Source organism: Denitrificimonas halotolerans, assembly GCF_034259425.1.
Classification (GTDB): domain Bacteria; phylum Pseudomonadota; class Gammaproteobacteria; order Pseudomonadales; family Pseudomonadaceae; genus Denitrificimonas; species Denitrificimonas halotolerans.
Genome location: NZ_JAXIVU010000010.1, coordinates 67,582 through 86,143 on the forward strand (window position 1 = coordinate 67,582; position 18,562 = coordinate 86,143).

General features: G+C 44.6%; 13 protein-coding genes and 1 pseudogene. 7 read left to right on the forward strand and 7 right to left on the reverse strand.

The window, feature by feature from the left end; genetic code table 11:
* From livG to hemN, 5 genes are all read right to left on the reverse strand, one after another.
* Positions 1–768 (reverse strand): high-affinity branched-chain amino acid ABC transporter ATP-binding protein LivG, encoded by a 768-nt coding sequence (gene livG, locus TOI97_RS08560; protein ID WP_321553704.1) that lies wholly within the window; start codon positions 766–768, stop codon positions 1–3.
* On the reverse strand, positions 765–2,018 hold the full coding sequence (gene livM, locus TOI97_RS08565; protein WP_321553705.1) for a high-affinity branched-chain amino acid ABC transporter permease LivM: 1,254 nt from the start codon (positions 2,016–2,018) through the stop codon (positions 765–767). Before livM ends, livG begins: the two co-directional genes overlap by 4 nt.
* Positions 2,018–2,944, reverse strand: coding sequence for a high-affinity branched-chain amino acid ABC transporter permease LivH (livH, locus tag TOI97_RS08570; protein WP_321553706.1), 927 nt, complete (start codon positions 2,942–2,944; stop codon positions 2,018–2,020). Before livH ends, livM begins: the two co-directional genes overlap by 1 nt.
* A gap of 74 nt (positions 2,945–3,018) precedes the next feature.
* Positions 3,019–4,146, reverse strand: a complete 1,128-nt coding sequence (locus TOI97_RS08575) for a branched-chain amino acid ABC transporter substrate-binding protein (protein WP_321553707.1) — start codon at positions 4,144–4,146, stop codon at positions 3,019–3,021.
* Between the two features lie 369 nt (positions 4,147–4,515).
* On the reverse strand, positions 4,516–5,904 hold the full coding sequence (gene hemN / locus TOI97_RS08580; RefSeq protein ID WP_321553708.1) for an oxygen-independent coproporphyrinogen III oxidase: 1,389 nt from the start codon (positions 5,902–5,904) through the stop codon (positions 4,516–4,518).
* A gap of 176 nt (positions 5,905–6,080) precedes the next feature.
* Here hemN and TOI97_RS08585 point away from each other — a divergent pair, with 176 nt between their 5' ends.
* The 7 genes from TOI97_RS08585 to TOI97_RS08615 all read left to right on the forward strand — a co-directional run bounded on the left by TOI97_RS08585 (position 6,081) and on the right by TOI97_RS08615 (position 16,264).
* Positions 6,081–7,634, forward strand: a complete 1,554-nt coding sequence (locus TOI97_RS08585; RefSeq protein ID WP_321553709.1) for a phospholipase D family protein — start codon at positions 6,081–6,083, stop codon at positions 7,632–7,634.
* 114 nt (positions 7,635–7,748) lie between these two features.
* Positions 7,749–9,098 carry a trigger factor gene (gene tig / locus TOI97_RS08590; protein ID WP_321553710.1) on the forward strand — a complete coding sequence of 450 codons (1,350 nt, stop codon included), beginning with the start codon at positions 7,749–7,751 and terminating at the stop codon, positions 9,096–9,098.
* Between the two features lie 121 nt (positions 9,099–9,219).
* A complete protein-coding gene (gene clpP / locus TOI97_RS08595) occupies positions 9,220–9,861 on the forward strand; it encodes an ATP-dependent Clp endopeptidase proteolytic subunit ClpP (protein ID WP_321553711.1) in 642 nt (213 codons plus the stop codon).
* A 104-nt stretch (positions 9,862–9,965) separates the two neighbouring features.
* Positions 9,966–11,249, forward strand: coding sequence for an ATP-dependent Clp protease ATP-binding subunit ClpX (clpX, locus tag TOI97_RS08600; protein WP_321553712.1), 1,284 nt, complete (start codon positions 9,966–9,968; stop codon positions 11,247–11,249).
* Positions 11,250–11,401: 152 nt separating this feature from the next.
* A complete protein-coding gene (lon, locus tag TOI97_RS08605) occupies positions 11,402–13,804 on the forward strand; it encodes an endopeptidase La (RefSeq protein WP_321553713.1) in 2,403 nt (800 codons plus the stop codon).
* Positions 13,805–13,945: 141 nt separating this feature from the next.
* Entirely contained in the window at positions 13,946–14,221 is a 276-nt protein-coding gene (locus tag TOI97_RS08610; protein WP_321553714.1) for an HU family DNA-binding protein, read from the forward strand.
* A gap of 183 nt (positions 14,222–14,404) precedes the next feature.
* Positions 14,405–16,264 (forward strand): SurA N-terminal domain-containing protein, encoded by a 1,860-nt coding sequence (locus TOI97_RS08615; RefSeq protein WP_321553715.1) that lies wholly within the window; start codon positions 14,405–14,407, stop codon positions 16,262–16,264.
* 312 nt (positions 16,265–16,576) lie between these two features.
* Here the strand turns inward: TOI97_RS08615 and TOI97_RS08620 are convergent.
* Positions 16,577–18,435, reverse strand: a pseudogene (locus TOI97_RS08620) (BCCT family transporter); the annotation flags it as partial.
* Between the two features lie 40 nt (positions 18,436–18,475).
* A partial coding sequence (locus tag TOI97_RS08625; protein ID WP_286594322.1) for an integrase core domain-containing protein occupies positions 18,476–18,562 on the reverse strand: 87 nt, incomplete at its 5' end.

Consider the following 18,562-nt stretch of genomic DNA (forward strand, 5'->3'; position numbering starts at 1 on the left):
TTATTCCTCGCCAAGGTAGGCTTTAATCACTGCTGGATTATTGCGTACTTCTTCAGGGGTTCCCGAAGCTAGTGGGGTACCTTGATTGATTACTACAATATGATCAGAAATATCCATCACTAACTTCATATCGTGTTCAATGAGTAGCACGCTAATATCGTGCTCGTCACGTAACTCGTTAATAAGGATCTTTAGATGATCGGTTTCGCTAGGATTTAGACCCGCAGCAGGCTCGTCCAACATTAATAAGCTGGGGCGTGTCACCATACAGCGGGCTATTTCTAAACGACGTTGTGGGCCGTAAGCAAGCGTACCTGCTTCGCGATTGGCTTCATTCAATAAATCGACTTTTTTCAGCCAGTACATTGCATGATCTAATGCGGCTTGTTCGGCTTGACGGTAAGCGCGGGTTTTAAATAAGCCTGCCAGTAAACTGTTGTTAAGGTGCTGATGTTGGGCAACGAGTAGGTTTTCTAAAACGGTCATGCTCTTGAATAATCGTACATGTTGGAATGTTCGAATCATGCCTTTGCGGGCTATTTTATGACCTTGCAAACCTTGGATTTCCTCACCAGCAAAGACGATTTTTCCTGCGGTTGGTTTATAAAATCCAGTTAAACAATTAAATACTGTAGTTTTGCCGGCACCATTCGGACCAATCATGGATACGATTTGACCGTTTTGAATAGTGAGGCCAACGCCATTTACGGCCAGCAAGCCACCAAAACGCATAGTTAGATTTGAAACCTCTAAAATACGGCTGCTCATTGCTGTAGCTCCACGTGCGGGCGCTTCATGGGAAGTAAGCCTTGAGGTCGCCAGATCATCATCAGTACCATCATTAAGCCAAATAACAGCATACGGTATTCGTTAAATTCACGAGCCATTTCAGGCAGAACGGTCATGGCTATAGCGGCTAAAATGACGCCCACTTGTGAGCCCATACCGCCAAGCACCACAATAGCTAAGATTATGGCTGACTCTATAAAGGTGAAAGACTCTGGGCTAATAAATCCTTGCCGAGCGGCAAAGAAGCTACCGGCAAACCCAGCAAAGGTTGCTCCTATCGTAAAAGCATTGAGCTTAATGTGGGTGGGGTTTAAGCCTAATGCGCGGCTTGCAATTTCATCTTCGCGAATCGCTTCCCAAGCACGACCAATAGGCATACGGATTAACCGGTTGATTACAAAAATAGTGATCAATACCAAGATCAATGCTAATAAGTAAAGAAAGATCACGCGATGCATCGAGCTAAAATCGATACCAAAAAATTGGTGAAAAGTTTGAGCGTTTTCGCTGGCGCGGCGGCTGAATTCAAGATTGAAAAATGTCGGTTTAGGAATACCGCCAATACCACGTGGACCTCCGGTGAGCTCGGTGAGGTTATTTAATAAAATACGAATAATCTCACCAAAACCTAAAGTCACAATGGCTAAATAGTCACCACGTAAGCGCAGTACAGGGAACCCTAAAATAAAGCCAAAAAAAGCAGCCATAATGCCTGCAGCAACTAAACCGGTCCAGAAACCTATACCAAAATACATTGATAGTAAGGCATAAGTGTAAGCCCCAACGGCATAGAAACCGACATAGCCTAAGTCTAAAAGACCTGCTAGGCCGACCACAATATTCAGACCAAGGCTGAGCATAATATAGATCAATACTAAGGTGGCTAGGTCAATTTGGCTGCGAGAACCAAGCAGTGGGAAGATTAGCGTGGCTGCAATGATGAAACACCAGAATAAGCGTTGGATACTCTTACGTGTGCCGATCGAGCGCAGGCGTGATGGTATATTCACATGTGGGAGAAAACCTAATGTGCGTTCAATATGCTCACGGAATAAGTTGTAAAAAAAGATCAGTGCAGTGGCTGCAAGAATTTTCCAGATGACATCGATATCAGCGCCGATAATCTTGAGCTCAGTGCCAACTTGGGTTAAGCGCACACCCAGTAAGATCGCGCTGAGAGCTAAGGTTATAGCGGCGGAGAAGAGAGCCGGTTTAATGTGCAAGCGCATTAGACTTTCTCCACTTCAGGGCGACCCAAAATACCAGTTGGACGTAACAGTAAAATCATAATCAATAGAGCAAAAGCCACGACATCTTTGTATTGACTGCTTAAGTAACCTGAGGTCATAGCTTCGGTCACACCCAAGACTAATCCTCCTAAAACAGCCCCAGGAATACTGCCAATCCCACCCAACACTGCAGCAGTAAAGGCTTTAAGGCCTGCCATGAAGCCAATGTAAGGGTTGACGACACCGTAGTAGAGGCTTAAAAGTACCCCTGCAACTGCAGCGAGTATGGCACCAATGACGAAGGTGATACCAATGATGGCGTTACTGTTGATGCCCAGCAAACCAGTCATTTTGATATCTTCAGCGCAGGCGCGACAGGCTCTGCCTGTGCGAGAGCGCGAAATAAAAATGCTTAGGGCAATCATCGCCATTAAAGTTGTGACAAAGATAATGATTTGCATGTAAGACAAGCTGGCATGGAAGCTTGCTTCATTACCTAAAGTAACACCGCCGGTTACTAAGCTTGGCATTGCTATATCACGGGCTCCTTGTGCTACACGCACAAAATTTTGTAGCAAAATAGACATGCCAATAGCAGAAATCAGCGGTATTAAGCGGTGGCTGCCGCGTAAGGGGCGATAGGCCACACGTTCAATGCTGTAGCCGTAGGCGCTGGTGACAATGATGCTCAGTATGAAAGCACCGAGAATTAATAAGGGCACGCTTTCTAGGCCGAGCATAGCGAGTCCTGTTAGGGCAATAAAAGTGACATAGCACCCGATCATATAAACTTCACCATGGGCGAAGTTGATCATACCTATAATGCCGTACACCATGGTGTAGCCAATGGCAATGAGGGCGTAGGTGCTACCCACGGTCAAACCGTTGAGTAGCTGCTGCAAAAAATAGAAAAAAGCTTCATTCATAAGCATATCCAGCAAGCAAAGCAGCCTCGCGAACCCATAAGGATTGAATAGCGAGGCTGAGTAGACGAGTTAAATTACTCGTTGGTTAGAGCTGTTTTACTGCCGTCAGCATGCCATTCGTAGACCACAAAGCTGAAGTTCTTCAGATCACCTTTATCGTCAAACTCCAATACACCTGTTGGGGTATCAAAGCTATTGCTACGGATGGTACTGGCAAGTACTTCAGGGTCTTGGGATTTGCTAAGAGTCATGGCATCGGCCATCACTTGTACTGCTGCATAAGCTGGGAAGACGAAAGCGCCGCGAGGGTCTTGGTTCTTCGCTTTGAAGGCTTCAACTAGGTGGGCGTTTTTTGGATCAGCATCGAAGGCTTTAGGTAGGGTTACTAGCATGCCTTCAGAGGCTTCACCAGCAATGGCTGAAATGTCACTGTTACCGACACCTTCAGGACCCATAAAGGTTGCTTCTAGTTTATTCTCGGCAGCTTGACGCAGTAACATTCCCATTTCTGGGTGATAGCCACCGAAGTAAACGAAGTCGATATTTTCTTTTTTCATTTTTGCAATTAAAGCAGAGAAGTCTTTATCTCCCGCGGTGACGCCTTCAAAGAGTGCTACAGGGATGCCAGCTGTATCTAGAGCTGATTTAACTGCAGTAGCAATTCCTTCACCGTATTGCTGCTTATCGTGAAGAATAGCGGCACGTTTAGGTTTAAGCTGTTCAACAACGTATTTACCTGCCGCAGGGCCCTGCATGGTATCTAAACCAATAGTGCGGAAAATCAGAGTGTGGCCACGCTGCGTGAGCTCTGGTGTTGTAGAAGCGGCAGTGATCATTAAGATCCCTTCTTCTTCGTAAATGTCAGCTGCTGGCTGAGTTGATCCAGAGCAAAGGTGACCAACCACAAATCGGATGTCATCGTTAACAATTTTATTGGCAACAGCGACCGCTTGCTTTGGATCGCAGGCATCATCATAGGTTACGGCTTCGAGCATGCTGCCATTGACGCCTCCGGATTTGTTGATTTGCTCAATAGCCATTAAGGCACCTATAGATTGCATATCACCGTATTGGGCAACTGGACCGGTAACTGGACCGGCAAGAGCAATCTTAATGGGCTCTGCAGCCAATGAGTAACTTGTGATACCAGCTAAGGCTATAGTGGCGAAAAGTTTACTGATACGTTGATTTGTCTTGCTCATAAAATTGGCACCTTTTGTAATATTTTATTATTGGTCGATCACTGAACAATGTTGAGCCGATGGTTTACAGTGTTCTTCAGTGTAGTGAACTTCACCCCAGAGTGGAACTCTGTAACATAGCCCTTTAGTCAAGCTTAAGAAACAGCCAGTTATTTAGCAATAATGAGTGCAGTGATAAGCTGTGCAAGGCGCTAGCAGTAACCAGTTAGTTAGAGGTTATCAAATTTTGTGTGCCAACTTAGTATTTTTGGCTATTTTAGGAGCATGTGGCGCACCGGCTTCTGCATATGTTTCGCTTAGATGCTGACAGTTGACGGCAGTCTGCCTGATGCTGAGCAAGGTTGCCGAGCTCGGCATCAGTGTGATGAGTTAGACTGTGCGTGAGAATTGTCCGCGTTGTGCGGCGCCTAGGTACGCATCAAAAGCCATCGCAACACTGCGCATCATGAGGTTTCCTTGTGGCAGTAAAATAATGGCCTCATCATCAATGGTCACTAAGCCATCGTCCACTTGTTCTTGCAGCGTTGCTAAAGCTTCAGCAAAGTATTCATTGAAATTGATTTGGTGCGCCTGTTCAATCGCAGCAATATCGATACGATTGTGGCACATTAATGCGCTAATCACGTCACGGCGTAAGCGGTCATCAGCATTGAGTTGGTAGCCACGTTGGAGAGGCAATTCACCATTATTGAGGTGTGTGTAATATTGGGACAGTTCTTTAACGTTTTGGCTATAAGTATTGCCGACTTTACCAATGGATGACACTCCCAAGCCTATTAAATCGCAATCAGCATGGGTGGAGTAGCCTTGGAAATTACGCTGCAGAGTGTCGTTTATGCGTGCTTTTGCCAGTTCGTCTTCTGGTAAAGCAAAGTGATCCATGCCGATATAAACATAGCCGGCTTGACAGAGGCGGCGGATGGTTAGCTCAAGTAATTCTAGTTTACGTTCTGGTGGGGGCATGTCCTCGGGGCGAATTAAGCGTTGAGCACGAACCAGCTGTGGTAAGTGGGCATAACTATATGCGGCAATACGGTCAGGTCGCAATGCAATAATTTTATCTAAAGTAGTGTTAAAACTATCCACTGTTTGCAATGGCAGGCCGTAGATTAAATCTACGCTGATGGAGCGGAAGTTGGTCTGACGTGCAGCTTTGACGAGCGCTTCTACTTGTGTATCACTTTGAATGCGATTGACCGCCTCTTGTACTTTTGGATCAAAATCTTGAATCCCAAAACTGATTCGGTTGAAACCGAGCTCACTGAGTTGCTGGATTTGCTCTGGGGTGATCGTACGTGGGTCAACTTCTAAAGAAAACTGACGTTGTTCACTGGTATCTAAATTAAAAGCGCTGTGGAGTGCTTTCATTAAGTCAGAGAGCTGCGCTTGAGTTAGGTATGTTGGGGTACCACCACCTAGGTGCAGTTGCGTTACTGTACGTTCTTGATCAAAAAGGCAGGCTTGTAGATGAATTTCCTGCTTTAGGTATTCAAGGTACTCAACGGCACGACTGGTTTTTTGCGTAATAATTTTATTGCAAGCGCAGTAATAACACAGGCTTTGACAAAATGGGATATGAATATAAATGGATAAAGCTTTAGCTCCAGATTGTTGGTTGCTAAGCTCTGCTGCTTGCCTATAGTGATCTTCGGCAAAGGCTGTATGGAATTGTGGCGCCGTGGGGTAAGAGGTGTAGCGTGGACCAGGGCGGTCGTATTTTTCTACGAGTGCGCGATTAAAACTAGGCATGTGCTCCATTGGCCAAAACCCTATGTATAAGTAACTGATTTAAGATCAGCTTTGCTGATCATTATTGAATAGCGATAAACTATCGAGAATGCGTGTATTTTACGTGAGGTGCCCGTGCAAGATCTTGATTTAGGGCAGTTTTTCCACTCAGTCAGCTTTGTGAGTGATTACATGTTAGACAAATTATGAGTCATTACCTGGTTAAATTAAGCTTTATGGTTTTAAGTGTGCTTGTGACTGGCTGCCAAGGCTTACCCAGTTTAGAGGGGCGTAGCCAGTCGAGTGCTTATACTCAATCACAGGTTGCCGATACGTATTTTGCTCAAGCTATGAGGCCTGTTGAGGAGCAACAGGAGCAAGGGTTGAGTGGTATTTATCCGCTGATTGAAGCGGATGAGGCCTTTGCAGCACGTATGATGCTCGCTAAATATGCACAACGCAGTTTGGATGTTCAGTATTACATTTGGCGGCGGGATATGACTGGCACCATGCTGTTTGAAGCCTTACATGAGGCGGCAGACCGAGGAGTACGTGTGCGTCTACTGTTGGATGATAATAACACCAGTGGTCTTGATCCAATTTTATTGGGGTTACATGCACATGAAAATATAGAGGTACGACTGTTTAACCCTTTTATATTGCGCGGAGCACGCTGGTGGGGGTTCTTAACGGACTTTGATCGGCTCAATCGGCGCATGCATAATAAATCTTTTACTGCAGATAATACTCTAAGCATTATTGGTGGGCGTAATATTGGTGATGAGTACTTTGGTGCAACCGATGACGTTCTTTTTGCTGATTTAGATATTCTTAGTGCTGGCGCAGCAGTGCGGGATGTGTCTGAGGACTTTGATAAGTATTGGCATAGTGCTTCTTCCTACCCTTTAGAGCGAGTCTTACCCAATCGTAGTGGAATGTCGCTGGATGAGTTGCGTGAGCGAGCGGTTACTATTCAAAACAGTCCGGCCGCTCAAAGATATGTAAGTTATCTGCGTGCTTCACCGTTTATTCAGCAGTTACACGAGCGCAATGTTGAATTTGAATGGCTTAAAGTGCGTATGGTCAGTGATGACCCGCGAAAGGGGTTGGGTAGAGCAGAAAAAGAAGATTTATTGATTCAGCAGTTTCAAGACATCATTGGTAATCCGACAATAGATGTTGAGTTGATTTCACCTTATTTTGTACCCACAGAGGCTGGTGTAGAGGCCTTTGCTTGGTTGTTGCGCAAAGGGGTAGAAGTAAAAGTGTTAACTAATTCGCTGTCTGCTACAGATGTGGCTGTGGTGCATGCGGGGTACGCCAAGCGGCGTAAGGCTTTGCTCGAAGCGGGAGTGAGTTTGTATGAGATGCAAAAACATTCAGCTCAAGCACCAAAGATGAAGCGAAAAAAGCGTTTTTTAGGAAGTTCAGGCTCCAGTTTGCATGCAAAAACTTTTTCTGTAGACCAAAAGCATGTCTTTGTCGGTTCATTTAATTTTGATCCGCGTTCGGCTAACTTAAATACTGAGCTAGGGTTTGTGATTGATAGCTCGCATCTGGCTAAGCGCATTAACCAAGCATTTTATGATGAAATACCAGCCCATGCTTATCAAGTGAAAGTCACTGAGACAGGCCGTATTTACTGGGTTGAACAGCATGAATCAGGGGTGAAAACCTATACTTCTGAGCCGAAAACTAGCCTTTGGAGACGGGCTACGACCCGCATGCTTTCTTGGCTGCCAATTGAAGGATTATTGTAATAGTTAAAATTCTCTGTCCGATTGGATGGATATTTTTGTAAGAGACCTCTAGAATGCATGCCCTTGATTCTAGGGTCGGTATGTCTGGCCACGTCTATTCAACGAGGAATAACCATGCAAGTTTCCGTAGAAAGCACTTCCGCCCTTGAGCGCAAAATGAATATTAGCGTTCCTGCTGAGCGTATTGAAAGTGAAGTAACTAAACGCTTACAGCAGACCGCTAAGCGCGCTAAAGTACCTGGTTTCCGTCCGGGTAAAGTGCCAATGAGCATTATTCGTCAGCGTTATGAAGCTGATGCGCGTCAAGAAGTTTTGGGTGATGTAATCCAAGCAACTTTCTATGAAGCAGTCGTTGCTGAAAAAGTTAACCCAGTGGGTCAGCCAGCGATTGAGCCAAAAGTGTTCGAAAAAGATAAAGATCTAGAGTACGTTGCGACATTTGAAGTATTCCCAGAATTTGAAGTGCAAGGTTTAGAAGGCATTGAAGTTGAGCGCCAGAGTGCTGAAGTAACAGACGCTGACGTTGATAATATGCTAGATATCTTACGCAAGCAGAATACGCGTTTTGCTGAGGTTGAGCGCGAAGCAGCGCTAGAAGATCAAGTGACCATTAACTTTGTAGGCACTATCGATGGCGAAGCATTCGCTGGCGGTACTGCAGACAATGTTCCATTGGTTTTGGGGTCAGGTCGCATGATCCCAGGTTTTGAAGATGCTTTAGTTGGCTGCAAGGCAGGTGAAACCAAGGTTATCAATCCAACCTTCCCAGAGGATTATCAAAATTTAGACTTAGCTGGTAAAACTGCCGAGTTCACTGTGATTGTCAATAAAGTGGAAGCACCTGAGTTACCAGAGCTAGACGAAGAGTTCTTCGCAATGTTTGGTAATACCGAAGGTGGTTTAGAGGGTTTTCGCGCTGAAGTTAAAAAGAACATGGAGCGTGAGCTGAACCAAGCCATCAAAGGTAAAGTTAAAAACCAAGTGATGGATGGTTTGTTAGCAGCGAACGAAGTTGAAGTGCCTAGTGCGTTGATCTCTAACGAAGTTGACCGTTTACGTGTTCAGGCCGTGCAGCAGTTTGGTGGTAACATTAAGCCTGATCAGTTGCCTGCTGAGTTGTTCACTGAACAAGCGCAGCGTCGTGTGGCGTTAGGTTTAATCGTTGCACAGATGGTTAAGCAATTTGAAATTAAGGCAGATGATGCACAAGTACGTAGCACTATTGAGGAAATGGCTGCTGCTTATCAAGAGCCTGAGCAAGTGATTGAGTGGTACTACAAAAATGAGCAGCAGCTCGAAGATGTGCGTGCAGTTGTGCTTGAGGAGCAGGTCGTAGAAACTGTTTTAGGACAAGCTAAAGTAACTGATGTTACTGTGCCTTATGAGGAAGCTGTGAAGCCTGCAGTACCTAAAGCTGCTGCAGAAGCACAAACAGAAGAAGCTGAAGAAGCTAAGGCAGAGTAATTTTACTCGCTGACAGCTATATATTAATAGGCTAGTCTAGTTTATTAATTCACAAGCCAGCCTTAGTGCTGGCTTGTGTGTCTTTGAGACGATGATCATCAACCTGGGAGCGACGGCAGATATGTCAGATAATAATTTTATGCAACACCCGCAGAGCATCCAAGCAGCTGGCGGTTTGGTGCCGATGGTTGTTGAACAATCATCACGCGGTGAGCGCGCCTATGATATTTATTCGCGCCTGCTAAAAGAACGTATTATTTTCTTGGTTGGCCCTGTTGAAGACTATATGGCGAACCTTGTAGTTGCACAGTTGTTGTTCTTGGAAGCAGAGAACCCTGATAAAGATATTCACCTGTACATTAATTCACCAGGTGGGTCGGTTACGGCGGGTATGTCCATTTACGATACCATGCAGTTTATTAAGCCTGACGTTTCAACTATGTGTATTGGTCAGGCAGCCAGTATGGGGGCGTTACTGCTTGCCGGTGGTGCAGCGGGTAAGCGTTATTGCTTGCCGCATTCACGCATGATGATTCACCAACCGTTAGGTGGTTTCCAAGGGCAGGCATCGGATTTTGAAATCCATGCCCGAGAAATTTTGACCATTCGTGATCGCTTAAATAAAATTTTAGCTGATCATACGGGACAGCCCATTGATGTTATTGCTAAAGATACTGATCGCGATAACTTTATGAGTGCTGAAGAAGCAGTTAAATACGGCTTGATTGACCAGGTAGCTACTAAACGAGAAATGTCGGTTTAATTAAGTTTAGTAACGCTGTAAATGTTTTATGTGGGCACATAGGGTTGAAAAGCCAAACAAAGGCTCCACCTTGTATTCAAAGCCTACCAAACTGGAACGAACGAATGACTGATACGCATAGTGGCGAGGATAAAGGCAAATTATTGTATTGCTCTTTCTGTGGCAAAAGCCAACATGAAGTGCGCAAACTTATTGCTGGCCCCTCGGTTTTTATTTGTGATGAGTGCGTTGATCTGTGCAATGACATTATCCGTGAGGAAGTGGAAGAAGCTGCAGCAGACGACGCAGCACATAAATTGCCTTCTCCTAAGGAAATCAGCGGCATTCTTGACCAGTATGTGATTGGCCAAGAGCGCGCTAAGAAAGTGCTTGCTGTAGCGGTGTATAACCACTACAAACGCTTAAATAATCGGGAAAGAAAAGACGATATTGAGCTGGGTAAGAGTAATATTTTGCTAATTGGGCCAACAGGTTCGGGAAAAACCTTGCTGGCGGAAACTCTTGCGCGTTTACTGAACGTACCTTTTACTATTGCAGACGCAACCACTTTAACTGAAGCGGGTTATGTGGGTGAAGATGTAGAAAATATCATCCAGAAACTGCTGCAGAAATGTGATTATGATGTCGAAAAAGCAGAAATGGGTATCGTCTATATTGATGAGATCGACAAAATTACTCGAAAATCGGATAACCCATCGATTACTCGTGATGTGTCTGGTGAGGGGGTTCAGCAGGCCTTATTGAAGTTGATTGAAGGCACTGTAGCTTCGATTCCACCGCAAGGTGGGCGTAAGCATCCGCAGCAAGAGTTCTTGCAGGTAGATACGAAAAATATCTTGTTTATCTGTGGCGGTGCTTTTGCGGGTCTAGAAAAAGTGATCCAAAATCGCTCTGCTAAGGGTGGTATAGGGTTTGCAGCGCAAGTACGCAGCAGGGAGCAAGAAAAGAAGATCGGCGAAGCATTACGTGATGTTGAACCAGACGATTTAGTGAAATTTGGTTTGATTCCAGAGTTTGTTGGGCGCTTACCTGTGATTGCAACGCTAGAAGAGTTAGACGCAGCAGCGTTAGTTAAGATCTTAACGGAGCCGAAGAACGCTTTAACTAAGCAATATGGTAAGTTATTCGACATGGAGGGGGTTGAGTTAGAATTCCGTGAGGATGCGCTTGAGGCTATTGCTAAGTATGCTCTGGAGCGTAAAACGGGTGCACGTGGTTTACGCTCTATCCTTGAAGGTGTATTGCTCGATACGATGTATGATATACCATCAGAAAAAGATGTCAGTAAGGTGGTAATTGACGAAAGCGTAATCAGTGGTGAGTCTAAGCCGTTGTTGATCTATGCAGCACAAGACAGTGCAGAGCAAAAAGCGGCTCCGGACGCTTAAGATCTGTGTTGTTAAGATGCTGTTAATAAGAGGGCCTACGGGCCCTTTTGTTATTTTATGGCTGCCACCTTGTAATTGCTGTTACTCGCCCCCATCTTTAGTCACAAGCTTGCCAATTTTTACGGCCTGCGTGCCGCATGTGAGAGAGAACAATGAAGACAATCATCGAATTGCCATTATTGCCATTGCGAGATGTTGTGGTTTATCCGCACATGGTAATCCCCCTATTTGTAGGGCGTGAAAAATCCATTGCAGCGCTTGAAGCCGCTATGCAAGGCGACAAAAAAATCTTGCTAATCGCGCAACGCAGCCCTGCAGATAATGATCCAGACACGGATGCCCTTCATGAAGTGGGCACTATTGCGACAATTTTGCAGCTTTTAAAGCTGCCCGACGGCACGGTTAAAGTGTTAGCTGAAGGCGTTCAGCGTGCTGAAATAGTGAAACAGTTGTCTGCCACAGATAGCGATTATTTAACTGCTCAAGTACAGACTCGAACTGCTGAAGAAATCAGTGAAGTTGAAAATGAAGCATTGCAAAGTACTTTATTGGAACAATTTGAAAGCTTTGTTCAGCTAGGTAAAAAAGTGCCTGCTGAAACGCTAACTTCATTAAGTGAAGTTGAAGAGGCAGGGCGTTTAGCTGACTCCATTGCTGCTCAGATGACTTTAAAGTTAGAGCAAAAACAGTCCGTGCTGAGCGAGTGGAATATTGCTGATCGCGTTGAGTTGATGTTAGGTATTTTGGATACCGAGCTTGAATTATTAAGTGTTGAAAAGCGTATTCGTAGTCGTGTTAAGAAACAAATGGAGCGCAGTCAACGGGAGTACTTTTTGAATGAGCAAATGAAAGCTATTCAAAAAGAACTGGGTGAAGATGAAGATGGTAATAATGAAATTGATCAACTGAAAAAGCGCATTGAAGAAGCAGGTATGAGCGAAGAAGCTGAGGCCAAAGCTCATACGGAGCTGAAAAAACTACAGCAAATGGCGCCGATGTCAGCAGAAGCTTCGGTGATTCGTACTTATTTAGACTGGTTGATTAACACACCATGGCAAGCTAAAAGCCGTGTGCGTACCGATTTGCAGCGAGCTGAAGAAGTGCTTGAGGCGGATCATTTTGGTTTGGAAGAAGTTAAAGAACGGATTCTTGAATACTTGGCAGTGCAAAAACGTGTGCGCAAGCTTAAAGGACCTATTTTGTGCCTTGTGGGGCCGCCAGGTGTAGGTAAAACCTCCTTAGCAGAGTCGATTGCGCGTTCAGTGAATCGTAAATATGTGCGGATGGCTTTAGGCGGTGTGCGTGATGAAGCTGAAATTCGTGGCCATCGTCGTACGTATATTGGTGCTATGCCAGGCCGTGTGATTCAGCGCTTGAGCAAAGTTGGTGTACGTAACCCATTATTCTTATTAGATGAAATCGATAAAATGGGTCAAGACATGCGTGGTGACCCAGCATCGGCATTGCTAGAAGTTTTGGACCCTGAGCAAAATCACAGCTTTAACGATCATTATTTGGAAGTGGATTATGATCTATCCGATGTGATGTTTGTGTGTACAGCTAACTCCATGAATATTCCAGGACCGTTATTGGATCGTATGGAAGTCATTCGTTTGCCAGGTTATACCGAAGATGAAAAACTGAACATTGCGAAAAAGTATTTAGTCAGCAAGCAAATGAAAGCCAATGGCCTGAAAAAAGGTGAGCTGGTATTTGAAGACGATGCATTGTTGAAGATCGTTCGTCTTTATACTAGTGAGGCTGGTGTACGTGGTTTAGAACGTGAAATTGCTAAAGTATGCCGCAAAGTGGTGAAAGAGCATGTATCTGCTAAGAAATTTGCAGTGACTATTTCTGCTGATGATGTGGAGCATTATTTAGGCGTACAAAAATATACCTTTGGGTTAGCTGAGGAAGATGATCAGATTGGCCAAGTTACAGGGTTGGCTTGGACGCAAGTGGGTGGTGTCTTGCTCACTATTGAGTCAGCAGTGATACCAGGTAAAGGACAATTAATTAAAACGGGTTCCTTAGGCGATGTAATGGGGGAGTCGATCTCGGCAGCCTTAACTGTTGTGCGTAGCCGTGCAAAGGGGTTAGGCATCCCTGCAGACTTCTATGAGAAGAGTGATGTGCATCTGCATATGCCTGAAGGGGCGACGCCTAAAGATGGCCCTAGCGCAGGCATAGGGATGTGTACGGCATTAGTTTCAGCCTTGACTAAAATTCCAGTGCGTGCTGACGTAGCTATGACAGGTGAAATTACATTGCGTGGACAGGTGCTTGCCATTGGTGGATTAAAAGAGAAATTACTGGCTGCTCATCGTGGGGGAATCAAAACCGTTATCATTCCAGATGAGAATGTGCGTGACTTGAAGGAAATTCCAGATAATATAAAGGCCGATTTAGATATCAAACCAGTAAAATGGATTGACGAAGTACTGCAAATTGCGTTGCAATACATGCCAGAGCCTTTGTCTGATGTTTCATCTGAGTTGTTGATGAAGGATGAGTCGAGTGATGCTAAGACGAGTGATTGTCTTAGAACGCATTAATACGGTTTAAGTTGACATGCTTTTTGACACCTTGCTATAAAGCACGGTGTCTTTGTCAGTCGCTTGCATAACAGAGTTATTTTTGTTTGCATCACAGTGTGAAAAACATAATTTTTTGATAAAACCTAAGGGGACTTACGAGTGAACAAGTCAGAGTTAATTGATAAAGTTGCTGCTTCGGCAGATATTCCTAAAGCAGTAGCTGGTCGCGCATTGGATGCTGTTCTTGAGAGCATCACAGGTGCATTACAAGAAGGTGATTCAGTCGTATTGGTTGGTTTCGGTACTTTCTCTGTTAAAGACCGTGCAGCACGCACTGGCCGTAACCCACAAACCGGTAACCCAATTCAAATTGCAGCAGCGAAGATCCCTGGCTTTAAAGCAGGTAAGGCACTTAAAGACGCTGTAAATAGTTAAGCGCTGTCTCAAACATCGCTAGATCACTGAGATGAGTGCGATACGCTTTTATCTGTGTTAGTAGAGCTATAATTGCAGGTTAAAAATCGTATCAAAGAATGTAAAGGCGCATCATTCGGTGCGCCTTTATTTTGTTAGACTGACCCATAATGCATAGCTATATATAGCGACATCGGGGGATGCATGTTGCAGAATATTCGGGATCACTCTACGGGGTGGATCTCTAAATCTATTATTGGTTTGATTGTGGTGCTTTTTGCTTTTACTGGTTTTGACGCCATTATTGGAGCAACCAGTAACAGTAATAACGCCGCGAAAGTAAACGGTGAAGAAATTACCCTCGATGCTTTAGTGGCAGCCAAAAACCTGCAACGCAGACAGCTTGCGCAGCAGTTTGGTGATGACTTTGATGTCAATCAAATTGACGATAAGTTGCTCACTGAAGCAGCTTTACAGGGGCTGATTGCTCGTAAACTTTTGGTTCAATCGGCTGATCAAGCAGGCTTCGTTTATCCAAGCTCAGCTGTTGACCAATTCATCCTAACGGCTCAAGAGTTTCAGGTAGATGGTCAGTTCAATGCAGATCGCTTTGACCAAGTGATTCGTCAGATGGGCTACACTCGTTTGCAATTTAGACAAATGATTGAAGAAGAAATGCGTACTAGCCAATTGCGTGCAGGTATTGCAGGTAGTGCGTTTGTCACAGCACAAGAAGCCCAGGAATTTGCGCGTTTGGAACGCCAAACTCGTGATTTTACTATGTTGGTCATTGAGCCTGATATAGAACAAGCTTCAGTTTCTGAGGAAGAAGTACAGACGTACTACAATGAAAATCCAACACAGTTCATGACAGCTGATCAGGTTATCGTTGAATACATTGAGTTGGAGAAATCAACTTTTTTTGATGATGTCATCGTTGAGCAGGCTGATTTAAAAGAGCTTTATGAGGCGGAAATTGCCAATTTATCAGAGCAGCGTCGTGCAGCGCATATTTTAATTGAAGTGGCTGGCGATAGGAGTGACGAGCAGGCGCGAGATACTGCTGAACAAGCCATTGCACGCATTAATGCAGGTGAAGATTTTGCTGCTATTGCACAAGAGTTATCTGATGATATTGGTTCGGCCCAAGATGGTGGTGACTTAGGTTTTGCTGCTGCAGGTATTTATGAACCTGAGTTTGAAGATGCTTTATTTGCACTGGGTAAAGAGCAATTGTCTGAGCCGGTGCGTACTCAATTTGGCTGGCACGTGATTAAACTATTAGATATTCGTCCAGCGGATATTCCAAGTTTTGCTAGCCTTGAAGAAAAACTGACTCAAAATCTTAAAGCGCGTGAAGTCGAGCAGCGATTTGTAGAGGCTGTGCGTGATTTAGAGGGTTATGCTTATGAGTCTGCCGATTTACAGCAGCCAGCAGCAGAAATGGGCTTGACTGTAAAGGTTAGTGAACCTATTGGACGTGAAGGTACTACAGGTATTTTTGCCAATCGTAAGGTTTTAGACGCAGCCTTTAGCCCAGAAGTGCTGGAGGAAGGTGCAAACAGTTTAGTTATTGAGCTGGACCCAGAAACCAGTGTGGTTTTGCGGGTAAAAGAACATCAGCGTCCAGAGCCTATTGCTTTTTCTGATGTGAGTGAGCAAATTAAGCAACAACTTATTGAACAACGTGCAACTGAGAATGCAAAAAGTGATGGTGAAGCGTTATTAGCAACGTTTAAAGCTGATAAGGCATCTATCGTTGGTGATGAATGGCAAACTGTTGAAGCTGCCACGCGTATGCAGGATCGTTTTGATCCGCAGGTATTACAGACACTGTTTAAAATGCCAAAGCCTCATGATGGACAAGTGGAGTTTGCTGGTGTGAGTCTAAACAGTGGCGATTATGTGTTATTGCGTCTCACCGGTGTAAATGATTCACCTGCACCATTAGATGCGCAGGAACTGGCACAATATCAACAAGCCTTAGCTGCACGTACAGGGCAAGTTGACTTTGATGCCTTACTTCAGCAAATGGAATTGGATGCAAAAGTCGAACGTTTCTAAAAGTAGTTAGATTTTTGAGGTAACGCATTGACCCCAGTATTTCGCTGGGGTCAATGCATTTTAGTCTTGGTTTTTTATGCGATTTTCTGCTTGGAAAATTATGAGTCTTGATTTTTTAAATGGAGGAATGTGCCTGCCTAGAGTTTAGTCACCTTTGTTCTTTAGTGGGCCAATTCAAAATACTGCATATTGCATGCCGTGAGGTCTATGCAGTGTTGCAACTCGAGCAAGTTGTGTGCTGCAGGTAGAGCAAAAAGCCTCCAAGTTGGAACTCCATGCTTGTAGGCTATTATTTAAGAGGATTAGATGTGCTTAACGGATTACATGTAAAAAGTGCATATGTTGTTCGTACTGATCAAGAATGTCTTCAATAACCTCGTCGCGTGACCAACCCATGATGTCATAGTCTTGGCCGCCTTCAAGCAAGTGTACTTCAGCACGAAAGTATTTACGCTTTTCACGTTCTTCAACTTCCTCGCCTTCCTCTTCAAGGAGAGTGGGCGTCATAAAGTCAGGGCGAATATAAGGCGTAGGTTCAACTTTGTACACGAAGTTCACTTCAGCATTATGTTGCACTTCAAGTTTGCAGCATTATGTTGCACTTCAAGTTTGCAGCGTTTATCGTCGGCGACTTCAATTTCAGCGCTATAGCCTTGTTTGCGGATCTCTTCAGCGACCTCTTCAAATGCAGGGTGTACGACTTCATCAATAAAGCGATTAACGTGTGAACGACGAGGGAACATCATCATGCTACGTAAGCGTCGCTGCCAACCTCCGGGCTTAAGTTGTTGGCGTGAATAGTGGATAACACTTTGTTGTTTCAATAAACGCTTGGTGGAGTCAAAATGTAATGCTTTAAATAGTCCCCACATTGCTGTTAATAAGATTAGAGAGAAGGGGAGTGCACTGGCAATGGAGGCTGTTTGTAGTGCTGGCAGTCCGCCACTGAGTAGCAAAGTAATGGCTACAACACCGATGGATGACGCCCAGAAAATCCGTTGCCATAACGGTGTATCTGTTTTACCACCAGAAGCTAGCATATCCAGCACTAGCGAACCGGAATCTGCTGAGGTGACAAAAAATAGAATCACCATAAATACAGCTACGACAGATAGTATTGTCGAAAAAGGGAAGTGTTCTAAGAAAGCAAATAGAGCCAAAGAGCTATCAGCATTCACGGTGTCAGCTAAGCTGGTTAGACCTTCCTGCATAATCATATAAATGGAGGTATTACCAAAGACTGTCATCCAAAGAAAGGTGAAACCTGTGGGAACCAATAGAATACCAGTGAGGAACTCTCGGATGGTGCGGCCTCGCGAAATACGGGCAATAAAAATTCCTACTGCTGGTGACCAAGCAATCCACCAACCCCAATAAAATAAGGTCCAACCACCAAGCCAATCGGTTTGTTCATAAGCGTATAAATTGAAAGTTTTACTGATGATTTCAGAGAAGTAGCCTCCCGTATTTTGTACAAGACTTTGTAGCAGTAGCACTGTAGGGCCAAGAGTTAGAATCAAGCCTAATAAAAGTACGGCTAGCAATAGGTTAGCTTCGGATAAGCGCTTAATACCATTGTCTAGGCCTGTGGCCACGGAAATGGTGGCCAAAGCAGTAATACTGATAATCAAAACTACTTGTACATGAGTACCAATAGGTAGATCGAAGAGGTAGTTGAATCCGCTATTGATTTGCAAAACGCCGTAACCTAGCGATGTGGCAATACCTAGAATTGTACTGATTACAGCAAAGATATCGACAGCATTCCCAATAGGTCCGTAGATACGCTCACCAATCATGGGATATAACGCTGAGCGTAACGTTAAAGGTAAGCCGTGGCGGTAACAGAAAAACGCGAGAATCAGGGCTACCATGGCGTAAATCGCCCATGCATGTAAGCCCCAGTGGAAAAAGGTCAGTTTCATGGCTTCTCGAGCTGCTTCTACTGTATTGGGATCTCCAACAGGTGGAGAGATAAAATGCATTACCGGCTCGGCGACCCCAAAGAACATTAAGCCAATACCCATACCAGCAGAAAACAGCATGGCAAACCAAGAGCTGTTTTTATAGTCAGGACGACTGTGATCAGGGCCAAGCTTAATATCGCCGTAGCGGGTGATTGCTAAATAAACAGAGGATAAGAGAATAATGGCGACCGTAAGCACATAAAACTGTACTCCCCCCATTTTCCACAGTGCTCATTTGTAGAATTTAAGCTGCCTGTAATAACTGCCTTGGCGGTACTCCTCCGATAGCAGTGTGAGGGCGTTCGTTGTTGTACGTCCAAAGCCATTGTGT